The following is a 12,124-nucleotide window of genomic DNA, read 5'->3' as shown; positions in this document are numbered from 1 at the left end:
AACAGAGATAAAATATTTTGATTTTAATAACTTAGAGGTATAAAAACCGAATATGACTATCGGCTAAGTTTATAGTAAAATGAATTTTATAATTTTTTTCAACATTTCATGAGTTCTTCAGATTATGTCTAGCGCAATTAAACCTAGATCAACAAAAAAACTAAGCCAGATTATTGTAGAACAACTGATCGAAAAAATTCAGTCTGGAGACTTCCAAGTCGGAGAGAAAATTCCGACCGAACTTGAATTAATTGAAACTTTTGAAGTAAGCCGTTCTGTTATTCGTGAAGCAATCACTGAGTTGCGTTCTTTAGGGTTTGTCGAGACTCGTCACGGGATTGGTACTTTTGTAAAAGAGCAGACGGTTGAACAGAATTTTTTGCTGTCTAATGCCAGTTTAGAAACCATTAACGATATTGTTTCTTTACTTGAGCTTCGGATTAGCCTTGAGTCTGAAGCTGTTTTTTTAGCCTCTGAGCGCCGTAAGCAAATCCACATCGATAAAATGAAAGCTGCGCTTGAAGACTTTGAACGTCATATTTCATCAGATGCAAATGATGGCACAGTAAAAGCTGATTATGATTTCCATATTGCCATTGCTGAAGCTTCTGAAAACCAATATTTCGTTGATTTTCTAAAGTATCTTGGCGAAAAAATTATTCCGCGTGCACGTGTTAAATCTATTGAGCAAAGTCCTGAAAACCGCGAAGAATATTTAAAAGCGGTTCATCATGATCATGTCAATATTTATAACGCAATTGTTGATCAGGATGGTTTGTTGGCTCGACAAATGATGCGAGCTCATTTGTCTAAAAGTATTAAAAAGTTTAAGCAGTAAAACTTGAGCTAAGATTAAGATAAAAAAGAGAGCCTAGGTCAGCTCTCTTTTTATCTTATTGGATGTTATTTACAGCTAAAGTTTTCAGCTTTTTCACTATCGCCTTGACCATTGTAACGAGCAATCAGTGGATAAGGACAAAGTGGACGGGTGCGGTCTGGTGCCCAGTCTTGTGGAAGCTCAGTATTAATTTGACCACTCGGGTTACCTACGCCGCGTGCAGTCGCAATGATTTTGTCAGGTGCTTGCCCGTATTCCACCCAGTTAACTAAAGCACTCAATGCATCAAATTGGTCGGTCGCAATGCCATCACGGGTATGGTTCATACCCGGAACTCTAAAGAAACGCGCAAATTCAGGCGCTGTACCTTTCGCATCATTTTTATAGTGTTGTAGCAGTTGATCGTACCAATTTTGGGTGTCATCTACAGAGAAAACGCCATCTGCTGTGCCTTGTACCACAATCATTTTTCCACCGTGATTACGGAGTTTATCTAGATTGAGTTCATCAGGTGGCATCATGAATGACATCGAACTTTCTGTGTACACATCATTGGTTGCTGAGAGTTTTGGATAGTCGGTATCGAAGTTAAAATTAAAGGCAAATTGTCTAGAGTTTTGAGTCACAGTTGGGTCTGGTGGGACTTGAAAAAGAATGCCGACTGCAACTGGGTCACGTGCTGTTCCCACAGAAGATTCAAATTTCCAGCTTGCCCAGTTGCTTCCCACTAAACCAGGGTCAAAAGGCTGGGTTGCATAGAGCGCTTGTCCAGCCGAATTTACAGGACCACGGTAAATATTGGCTAATACATCAATTTGTTCGGTACTTAAACAAGTACCATCTCTTGTGCTTGAGCAAATGGGTACATCTTTGTGAATATCAAAAGCTGTACGGCAAGTCTCGACGTCTTGAACCAGTCCATCTGCAACACCGTCTAAGGCATCGCATTGATCTAAAATCGCTTTTGCTAATACTTTACGCTCTGGAAGAGTTAGAGCAGTACTTAGGTCATTTTCATCTGTTGCGACACGACGAAGCTGTTGTGCTGTGTAGAGTTGAGCTGCGGCTGCACGAGGTAGGTGAAAACCTGGTGTACTCGCTAGAATTCCGTCATATTGGTCGCCCAAACGAGTTGCGGCAATCATGGCATGACGGCCACCGTTCGATGTGCCGCCTGCATAGGAGCGATCTGGTAATTTTCCATATGCGGCTTTAATTAGGTTTTTTGCCATAGGCGTGAGTTTGGTAATTGCACCATAGCCGTAGTTAATTCTGGCTTGAGGGTCTAAACCAAACATTGGATTTTGTGAAGCGTTATGTCCGGCATCGGAGGAAATAACAGCAAAACCATCATGCAGGGCATTGGTGAGTGGGCCACCGCTGCCGACCTGACCTGTTGCAGGAACTAAATTACCATCGGTTCCGCCATTACCTTGATAGAGGAAACGGCCGTTCCAGTCTATTGGTAAGCGCATTTCAAAACCAATTTGATAAGTTTGTCCATCGACAGGGCTCACACGTTGGTCCATATAACCTTTAACTAAACAATGAGCGCCAATCGGTTTGTTGGCGACAGTCAATGTACCTGCTTCTTGAAGGGTAGCTGAGCTAATGACCGTATTGTTATATTTAAATCCAAGTAAGTCTGAACAGCTTCCTGTCATTTTTACGCCAACAGCAGGAGATAACTGCGGTGGTTTGGTTGTTGAGGGAACCGTTGTGTCATCACTATCACTTCCACAGCCTGCCAAAGAAACAAGCATGGCAAGCACTACAGCGGAATGCATCAAAATTCGTTTATTGTTGGTGTAATTCATTTATTCATATCCTTATTGAATGAATGTTTGCAATTAATCTAAAACCAGAAAATTCGCTGTACTTCGTGCAATCATTTTGTTGTTTTGCCAAGCTTCACTTTCGAGATTCAGTACGGTTTTGCCTTGTTTAATGAATCGGCATTTTGTAATGACTTCACCCACAGCACAGGGCCTTAAAAAATCCATCGTTAAGTTGATGGTGGTGGCGGGTTTATGGTCATTGGCGAGATATGCAAAAAGTCCCATCACATCGTCAAGCATGGCGCAGATCATGCCGCCTTCAACGGTGCCGCGTGGATTGGTAAAGCTTTCTAGCGCCGTGTAGTGGATGGTGAGTTCAGTGTTTTGGTCATTCCAATGAATATTATGTCCACCCAAATGGTGATGGATGGGCGGTAAGTGTTCTAAAATTTTTTGATCCATAATGAAGGCTCCATCCTTTTTATAAGTGTTATAAAAATTATTATTTCAGGGTATAGGCATCATAAATAACTGCTTTACCCAAGCGCATTGCACTGCCTACCGCAACGGTCTGATTGAGCCATGAATATTTTGGTGAGCTGGTTTCAAACTGCATGGTAATTTTGAAATAGTAGTTTTTCGGGTCCACATCTTTGCCTTGGGCAAGCTGTTTTAGCGTCTCTGCCGAGCCATGGCGGTAACCTTTGGTTTGAAGGTAAATAAGCGCACCGTCATCGGTTTCTAACAAATATCGCGTATCAATAATGGCCAGTCCTTTACTGTCAACGATTTGCCAATCTGCACCATTATTTAAAATGCGGCCCTTAAGGGGAAATGCTTAAGCACTGATTCACACAGAAAATTTATTTCATTTTACAAATGAACTTGCTAGCATCGAAGTGACGTTTTTGGTGATGTGTGGCAGCGAATGTCTTCAGGACAACAAGTTTTACTTAAACTAAGAAAAATGATTATTTCAGGGGAACTTGAAGGCGGTGCCAGAATTGCCGAAATTCCGACTGCCGAGTTACTTGGTGTTTCAAGGCAGCCTGTTCGTATTGCCTTTCGGTTGCTCGAGCAAGAAGGCCTCCTCATTAAAAACCCAACTCGTGGTTACACGGTTCGTGAAATTTCAGAACAACTCGTTCATGATGCGCTCGAAGTGCGCGGTGTGCTGGAAGGGTTGGCTGCAAAAACTTTGGCAGAACAAGGCTTAAGCGAAGAGCAGAAAAAGACACTGCAACATTGCATTCAAGAAACTGAAAAACTATTTAATGAAACAGACGAGTTTGGTGATGCTGAACTGGAACGTTATCACCATTTCAACGTCATTTTTCATGACACGATTATTGAAGGCGCGCAAAACGTCGCACTCATCCAAGCCTTAGCGAAAAACAATCAATTGCCGATGGCGTCTGCGCAAGCCATTACCTATGACCAGAATCAAGCTTTGTCAGAATATCGCCGTTTGCACTATGCACATTTGCAGCATTGTTCGATTTTCGATGCGTTGGTACATCGTCAGGCAGGGCGTGCTGAAACCTTAATGCGTGAACACAGTAGTGTGGTGATTTTGGGTGAAACGCTCAGAAATGTTCTCAGCGCTTAAGGTGAAAGAAGTTCCTTTATTTCTGAATAAAGGAACTTGAGTATTAAAGCTCAATCACAAGATTTTTAGTTTTTGCACGAGAACAGCAAGGAGTAAACTGGTCATTCAATGCATGTTCCTCATCGGTCATAAATAAATCCCGATGATCAGGCGTGCCTTCTACAACGCGTGTAATACATGTCCCACAAATACCTTGTTCACACGAAACAGGAATATCAAAACCATTTGCAATTAATGCTTCAGTAGCAGTCTGCTCTGGTAACACTTCAATTCGGCGGCCCGTACCTTTCACTTCAATCGTGAAAGCTTCATCATTAGACGTATCTACTTTTTGGGCGACAAAATGCTCTTGATGTAACTGTTCACTATACCACCCAGCTTGTTCAGCCGAGCTCATGACAAACTGCATAAACCCTGTAGGTCCACATACATATAAGTGTTTATCAGGTGAAGCTTGGCCCAAAACCTCTGCCATATTACATTCAGTGTCTGGCTGATCTTGAATATGAAAATGGACTTGGTTACCAAAGTGCTCGGTTAAGTTGCCATAGAAGGCAATCATTTCATGACTACGAACAAAGTAGTGCAATTCGAAAGGAATTTTGGCCGACTTAAGTCGATACGCCATCGACAAAATAGGGGTAATCCCAATACCACCAGCAAATAAAACCGCCTGCTTTGTCTGAGGATGAATCTCAAATAAATTACGCGGTTCACCAATTTTTAAATGATCGCCTTCACGATATTCAGTGTGGATGCAACGTGAGCCACCGTGTGAATTGGCATCATGTAAAACACCAATGACATACCGATGCTTTTCAGTGCAGCAGTTTGAAAGTGAATATTGGCGAGTGAGACCATTTTTAAGATGCACATCAATATGTGCACCTGCCTCAAAATTCGGTAGCTCCGTACCATTTGCTGCAACCAATTCAAATGCACGAATGGTCGGGGTGAGCTGGTGAATTTTTTGAATAATAACGTCCATGTTCATACTCCTTTAAATAATCCGAATGTTTGGAAACTTTTGTGCGGACGTTTCAGGAGGTGTTTTATTTTCTTCAGTAAGCAGTCGCTCAATCACCTTACGAGACTGTACACCGCCTGCGTCGATATTGAGCATCAGTAATTTGCGATGTGGGTTGTTTAAAATATTTTGTTGTTGTTGCTCCAGCATTTCTAAATCTTCAGTAAAGATTTTGCCTTGGCCTTCACGAATTTGATCGGTGAGTTCAGCATTATCTGGCTGGAAGTTACGCGCCATTCCCCAGAAATACCAGTGTGAGGTTTCAGTTTCTGGGGTAATAAAATCGACCACGATTGAGGAAACTTTTTTGTCTTTTGTTGCGTGATAACCACCATGTCCAGCATGCGCTACACCTACTTCAATATGCACATTGCTTGGCGCAAAGAAGTGACAACGTTGCCAACGGTCAACAGGTACATCATCTGCTAAGTGGTTACCACGAAGGGCCATTTGCCAAAATGGAGGTGCGATCACATTTTCCATATAGCGTTCGGTAATGACATGATCACCGTCAACTTTAGTCACAGGCAATGATTCATCAATCTCTTTTTGCCCAATACTGCTTGAATGAACATAGGTCTCGTGGGTTAAATCCATCAGGTTATCGACCATCAAGCGATAGTCACACTGGATGTGAAATAGGCCTCCGCCATAGCTCCATTCAGGATGATCTGCCCATTCTAAAGTTGGCAGTTTTGTTTCATCTGCTAAAGCTTTCTCGCCTGGCCATATCCAAATAAAACCGAACTTTTCAACAACTGCATATGCTTTGTTGCAAGGGAAACCATTTACACGTTGGGCTGGCATTGAAACAGTCTTTCCATCACAGCCCATGACTAAGCCATGGTAGCCACAGACAAGATTGCCATCTTCGACATAGCCAAGTGAAAGAGGGGCGCCGCGATGGGGACAAAAATCTTCAACGGCTGCAACTTGGTTTTCTTTACCGCGATAAAAAACAATTTTTTCACCACAAATAGTGCGACCTAATGGTTTGTCTTGGATTTCTTCTGGACGGCAGGCAACATACCAAGCATTTTTAATAAACATTGTGACGACTCCTTATCACTTATTGGATCCAATTTATAACAAATAAAAATATTGGTCAATTGATAAGCAGTATATTTATTCAAAAATATTGTTCTTTAAAGTTGGTTAATTTGTATATTTTTAAATATTGTTAAGGACTTTTGCTATTCTTTGGAATTTTAGAGTGAAATTTTTATTAGTTTTTATTTGGATCCATAATGGCTTCAGTTAAGCCATTATGGGAGTGTAAAGATTTAGAAATTAACTGTGTAGTGAAGCATCATGCGCTGTTCATCCAGACTTTTGCCATGTTTGGTGCCGTAGTTAATATTTAAGAAAAGAAACTTAAGATTTTTAACCCAAGCATTTAGGTCGTACTGAATCAACACATCACTTTCTTGCTCAAAATCCTTTTGGTTCATGGTCTGAAATGAATCGCCATAAATATATTTATAGGTCACTTTTAGACCTTTGATATAGTCTTTAAAGTCATACGAGGCAACGAAATGATACGACTTTTCGTCTGCTTTGGTAAACGCGCCTAAGGTCCAGTTCACCATATGGGGGATCGGCATATTGTCGAGTTTTGGAATACCATCTTTGCCAAAGTTTTCTTGATAGCCAATTCCGGTTGTAAAGTTGCCATGTTTGATAAAATGCATAGCGCCTACGGATGTATTGTCATATTCTCCAAGTTTTGATTTGCCGACATCATCATGGCGAAACACACGTAATTTTGTGGTGTGCTGCTTTGTCCATTGATAATCAAAAGCTAAGTAACTTTGATTGATGAGGTCAGTTAAATAGCCATTATAAAATTTCCAATGATATCTAGGCGTTTTGCCATCCCATTGAAAGAAATAGAGTCCGTCAGATTCATGTTTTGAAATGGCTAGTTTGTGGTAGTCCTCCTCATTTTTTGGTGAATAACGGTTAATCAAACCTAGCTCGAAATTTTGTTGCATTGTCTTATATTTTAACTCTAAGCCTTTATAGTTCACTCGTAATTGATGTGTATCTACTTGTGGCGTAAGTGGTGAGTCGGGAGTGATTTCACCTACATTCATGCGAAAGTTTTGATATTCAACTCCAGAACCTAAGCCATATTTAACTTGATCTTGTGCTTGTTTTTTAGTGTTAGGGTCAAAGGGTATGACCATATCATTGGTGTGTTGGTCGCTACTTAGGCGATAAGCATATTGAATGCTTGGATTGAGGTGGAGCTGTACATCATTAAGCTTGGTTGACCAGTCACCACGATAAATCAGACCTTGGCTCAAGCTATGAGTATCGGGACTAGTACCATTTTCATATTGTCTGTCGAAGTTGAATGTTTTTAGTGTGAGTGTATTTTGAAAATTAACATCTACTTCACTATGAGCTAAACAGCAGGCAAGGGTTGTCCCTGAGAAGAAAATCCCATAAATAAAAATATGCTTCATTTTTAAATCCGTTTAAAAGCGTTTTACAGTTCTAAATCCGACATGGCTAGTTGCAAGGTCGAGTTCCTGTGGATGCCTCGCGGCAGCACGATAACGCGCGCAATAGTTGGTTGCACATAAATAAGATCCACCTTTAATCGTGTATTGCAAAATCTGTTCATGACTTTGCCGATATTTCGATGGATCCCCCATATGATGATCTCGTGATCCTGTGTAGGGTGTTTGGGTCCATTCCCATACATTGCCAATCAAGTCATATAAGCCAAATGGGTTTTTACTAAAACAGCCAACAGGGGCAACATCCTTAAAACCATCTTCCTGAACATTTTTATATGGAAATTCACCTTGCCAGAAATTGGCTACAATATGGCCTTCATGGGTCGGGCCAATATCGGAATTTTGCTGAAAACCTTTGGCTGCATATTCCCATTCAAGTTCGGTCGGTAAGTCATGACCTAGCCAGTTTGCATAAACGTAAGCATCATTCCATGTCACCATACGAACAGGCTCATGAGGTGCTGGTTGTTTAGGGTTGTTTGGGCCCCATGGATGTTTCCAGTTGGCACCTTTTTCAAATCGCCACCACTGTAATTCTTCAACTGGATGCTCAGGTTGTACAAACATGGCCGCACCACCTTGCTTTTCTGCATCGGTGACATAACCCGTTTGTTTAACAAACTCTTGAAATTGGGCATTGGTGACTTCAGTTGCATCAATTAAAAAAGCGGGAACGGAAGTTGTCTGTAAGTTTAATGGGCGTTCATCTTCATAACCTTGTGTGGTGCCTAAAACAATTTTTCCTTGCGGAAGCTTGACCATGCCGGCTTCTTTGTTTTTAGGCCAACCCGAAGGAAGGCCCGAATAAGAATTACATTTAGCTTTGCTGCCTAAGTCGGGCAAGGTGGTCTGTTCTAGTTGAGGCGTGGTTTTTTGGCATGCACCAAGTAAGAGGAACGATGAAAGCATCATGATCTGTTTCATCTGGTTTTCTCTACTTTTTATTGTATTGCTCAAAATCCACAACACCATTTTCATCCGCATATCTTAAATATTTATCATTTAAGACTTTGACGATCTCAGGATGTTCTGCATAAACATTATGTTGCTCATTAAAATCTGTTTTTAAATTGTAGAGTTCCCAACCGTGGCTTTTAAATTTAGAAGGCGAGTTTTCAACAAGTTTCCATTCGTCAGTTTTGGCGTAGCGGCTGCCATGCAATTCTTTAAAGTCATAATAATTAACAGGGCGAATACGGGCAGTATTATCCTTAAAAGCAGGAATTAGGCTAAAACCAGACGGTTTAATTTTAGTGCTTGAAGTTGGATAGATTTGATTATTTTGAATACCCGCGAGTTCCATAACAGTCGGGAATATATCTCTGACTGTCGCAAAGTTATTGTTGATTCCACGTTGTTTAGAAATTTGCACAGGTGATTTAACAATAAATGGAACACGTACTCCACCTTCCGAAGCAGCTGATTTCCAATAGGTGAATGGTGTACTGCTGACTTCGGCCCATCGTGGTCCCATATAAACATATGAGCTGGCATTGCCTATATTTTCATAGCGATTATCGGCATCACCCATTGGGAAATTATGATCACCACCTTCAGCGCCGTTATCTGACATAAACACAATCAAAGTGTTGTCATATAAATGATGCTTTTTAAGATATTGAATGACATCACCCACGCGGTCGTCTAACTGGGTAACCATGCCCGCATAAACTTCCATTTTACGCGCTTCATATTTGCGCTCTTGTGGGGTGAGTTCATTCCAGCTTTTGGTGCCTAAAGCTTGGTTACCACGTTCGACTGGGTATTCTGCATTTGTAGGAATTAATCCTAATTGCTTTTGTTTCTCAAAGCGTTGTTTGCGAATCGCATCATAGCCTTGATCGTATTTACCTTTATATAAGTATCTATAATGAGCTGGTGCCTGTATTGGCCAGTGGGGAGCAGTATAGGCGAGGTAGGCAAAAAATGGTTTTTGCGCTTTATTTTTGTCTAAGTACTCAAACGCTTTTTGTGTAAAAAAGTCGGTTGAGTAGTAGTGGTCAGGCAGTGTGACCTTTTGACCATTTTCCGTGTATTGGGTGTTGCGCGGATAGTTTTTAGGTTGGTCTTTAAAATGTAAATCGAAGCCATCGAGCAGGGCAAAAGATTGATCAAAACCACGGGCTTTAGGGTTTTGTTCGGGAGCATAGCCTAAGTGCCATTTACCGACCATGAAGGTGTAATAATCTTTAGTCTTTAAAATTTCTGCGAGTGTATAAGCATTTTGCGTTAAGTGACCTGAATATCCATCAATTTTGAGCAGTGCACGCGGACTATCGGTGCCAACCAATTTTTCTTGTCGTTTTGAAGTTTCATACATGGCACCTAAACCGACCAAGTGATTATCTGCACCTGTCATAAGCTGTGCACGAGTAGGTGAACACATTGATGAAGCATGAAAATTAAAAAGCATTTTTCCTTGCTTTAACAGGCTATCGATATGAGGGGTTTTAATTTCGCCACCATAAGCACCAATATCTGAAAATCCAAGATCATCGGCCAAAATAATCATGATGTTAGGCGGTTGTTGATTTTTTGGAGGTGCTGCTTGCGCTGTGTAAAACAATTGGCTGGCAAAAAAAAGTCCCAATGTGAGCTGACTTACTCTTTTGAGTTTCATAACAACAATCCTTTGATGTTTTAAAAATGCATCTTGCATTTCCTGGAAATAAACTGAGCTTTTTTGGCCAAAAAATGCTCTGGAATCGATCATAATAGATTTTTTAATATGGATCCATAAAAATATTTAAGCATCCTAATTTTATGTTTTTAATAATTTTATACTTATATAATTTATGTGTTTATATACTTTTTAATAATCCATTTATAATTTTAGTTGATTTTTTGGATCCAAATATTCAGTATAGAAAAAGAGCAGGATGCTCAAAAAACAAATATTCCTCTAGGTCATTATGGATACGGATGTGCATAACCACCCAATCGCTCATATTAGCAATGTCGTGTGTATGTCTTATCCAAGGGAGATACACAAATGGAAAGAGACGTTCTAAGTGAGATCAATCAAAACAACATGAGCCGTTACCAATGGTTCGTCATTTTGATCTGTATTTGTCTCAATATTATTGATGGCTTTGATGTGATGGTGATGGCATTTACCGCTCCATCTGTGTCAGCAGAATGGTCACTTTCAGGCGCACAAATTGGTTTGTTGTTAAGTGCAGGTCTTTTTGGGATGGCTGCCGGTTCCATTTTTCTTGCACCTTTAGCCGATAAAATCGGTCGCCGTTTACTCATCTTAGTTTGTCTTGTAATTGCAGGTCTGAGCATGTTGGGCTGTGCTTTTGTACAAAGTCACGGCATGTTAGCAGCACTTCGGTTTATTACTGGAATTGGGGTGGGTGGCATCCTTGCGAGTAGTAATGTACTGGCAAGTGAATATGCCAATGCTCGCTGGCGCAGTCTTGCTGTGAGCTTAATGTCTACTGGTTATGGAATTGGCGCGACACTTGGCGGGGTACTATCACTGGCATTGATTGAGCATTTAGGTTGGCGCTCAATCTTTTTAGCAGGAGGGGTTACTACCATTGCAATGCTGCTGATCAGCGCATGGTTATTACCTGAATCTTTAGATTACTTACTCGCGAAACGACCAAAACAGGCATTAGAACGAATTAATGCAACTGTAAATCGTATGGGGCTAAATGAATTACCAGTTATGCCGCATTATGAAAAAATTAGTACGCAAAATGGTAGTGAAATGGGCAAATTATTTGCTGGACAACTTGGATTTCAAACGCTTTGTTTGTGGTTTTCATTCTTTTTAGTGATGTTTGGCTTTTACTTCGTGATGAGCTGGACACCAAAAATTCTTATTTCAATGGGGATGTCGCCACAACAAGGCGTAAGTACCGGTATTTTAATTAGTATTGGCGGGATTTTCGGGGCAGCCATTATTGGTTTATTGGCGTCACGTATTAAAATTTTCTATGCCTTAAGCCTGTTTTTAGGGCTAACCTCGGCATGTGTTTTCCTATTTGTCGCAGTCTCTGCTCAAGTCAGTGTTGCACTCATGGTGGGGTTATTACTTGGCACACTCATTAATGGCTGTGTGGCAGGTTTATATTCGATTTCTCCAACAATTTATGATGCTGAAATCCGTAGTCGTGGCGTGGGCTATGCCATTGGTTTTGGACGAATTGGGGCAATTTTATCGCCAACGGTCGCAGGCATTTTTCTGGATAAAGGTATAGCACCCGCAACGCTATATGCTTATTACGGCGTGGTGTTTATTTTGGCTATTTTCCTGATTTTAAGTTTGGGTAATGCTTTTTACCGCAGTCAAAAAGAGCAAAACTACTCTCTTAAAACAGCACCTTAATCCAT

Annotated in this window: 10 protein-coding genes and 1 pseudogene; 3 read left to right on the top strand and 8 right to left on the bottom strand. The window is 40.8% G+C overall.

Translation table 11 applies throughout. From position 1 onward, the window contains the following. Positions 1-124 precede the first annotated feature (124 nt). Positions 125-838: a FadR/GntR family transcriptional regulator gene (locus B806_RS0112820; protein WP_000092887.1), complete on the top strand. Its 714-nt coding sequence runs from the start codon at positions 125-127 to the stop codon at positions 836-838. A gap of 65 nt (positions 839-903) precedes the next feature. Here B806_RS0112820 and B806_RS0112815 read toward each other — a convergent pair whose 3' ends face one another. The 3 genes and pseudogenes from B806_RS0112815 to B806_RS0112805 all read right to left on the bottom strand — a co-directional run. Then, the gene (locus tag B806_RS0112815) at positions 904-2,655 is read right to left on the bottom strand and encodes a tannase/feruloyl esterase family alpha/beta hydrolase (protein WP_017403127.1); all 1,752 of its coding nucleotides are present in this window, start codon (positions 2,653-2,655) and stop codon (positions 904-906) included. Positions 2,656-2,688: 33 nt separating this feature from the next. Then, a complete protein-coding gene (locus B806_RS0112810) occupies positions 2,689-3,078 on the bottom strand; it encodes a PaaI family thioesterase (protein WP_017386397.1) in 390 nt (129 codons plus the stop codon). A gap of 40 nt (positions 3,079-3,118) precedes the next feature. Continuing rightward, positions 3,119-3,445 (bottom strand): annotated as a pseudogene (locus B806_RS0112805) (DUF3237 domain-containing protein); the annotation flags it as partial. 87 nt (positions 3,446-3,532) lie between these two features. Between B806_RS0112805 and B806_RS0112800 the strand changes: the two are divergent. Continuing rightward, complete coding sequence (locus B806_RS0112800; RefSeq protein WP_005802836.1) at positions 3,533-4,225, top strand: GntR family transcriptional regulator; 693 nt, start codon at positions 3,533-3,535, stop codon at positions 4,223-4,225. A gap of 43 nt (positions 4,226-4,268) precedes the next feature. On the opposite strand, the gene B806_RS0112795 is transcribed toward B806_RS0112800, so the two are convergent. The 5 genes from B806_RS0112795 to B806_RS0112775 all read right to left on the bottom strand — a co-directional run bounded on the left by B806_RS0112795 (position 4,269) and on the right by B806_RS0112775 (position 10,400). Continuing rightward, entirely contained in the window at positions 4,269-5,213 is a 945-nt protein-coding gene (locus B806_RS0112795) for a PDR/VanB family oxidoreductase (RefSeq protein WP_017386390.1), read from the bottom strand. 12 nt (positions 5,214-5,225) lie between these two features. Then, positions 5,226-6,302 carry an aromatic ring-hydroxylating dioxygenase subunit alpha gene (locus B806_RS0112790; RefSeq protein WP_017386389.1) on the bottom strand — a complete coding sequence of 359 codons (1,077 nt, stop codon included), beginning with the start codon at positions 6,300-6,302 and terminating at the stop codon, positions 5,226-5,228. Between the two features lie 233 nt (positions 6,303-6,535). Beyond that, positions 6,536-7,723: an OprD family outer membrane porin gene (locus B806_RS0112785; RefSeq protein WP_017403125.1), complete on the bottom strand. Its 1,188-nt coding sequence runs from the start codon at positions 7,721-7,723 to the stop codon at positions 6,536-6,538. A gap of 12 nt (positions 7,724-7,735) precedes the next feature. Continuing rightward, on the bottom strand, positions 7,736-8,689 hold the full coding sequence (locus B806_RS0112780) for a formylglycine-generating enzyme family protein (protein ID WP_079381014.1): 954 nt from the start codon (positions 8,687-8,689) through the stop codon (positions 7,736-7,738). 25 nt (positions 8,690-8,714) lie between these two features. After that, the gene (locus B806_RS0112775; protein ID WP_025465994.1) at positions 8,715-10,400 is read right to left on the bottom strand and encodes an arylsulfatase; all 1,686 of its coding nucleotides are present in this window, start codon (positions 10,398-10,400) and stop codon (positions 8,715-8,717) included. A 372-nt stretch (positions 10,401-10,772) separates the two neighbouring features. Between B806_RS0112775 and B806_RS0112770 the strand changes: the two genes are divergently transcribed. After that, complete coding sequence (locus tag B806_RS0112770) at positions 10,773-12,119, top strand: MFS transporter (RefSeq protein WP_017386385.1); 1,347 nt, start codon at positions 10,773-10,775, stop codon at positions 12,117-12,119. The last annotated feature ends 5 nt before the right edge of the window (positions 12,120-12,124 follow it).

The sequence above is a fragment of the Acinetobacter sp. TG2027 genome (assembly GCF_000302435.1).
Lineage (GTDB): Bacteria > Pseudomonadota > Gammaproteobacteria > Pseudomonadales > Moraxellaceae > Acinetobacter > Acinetobacter pittii.
This window is presented reverse-complemented; position numbering and strand designations above follow the sequence as displayed.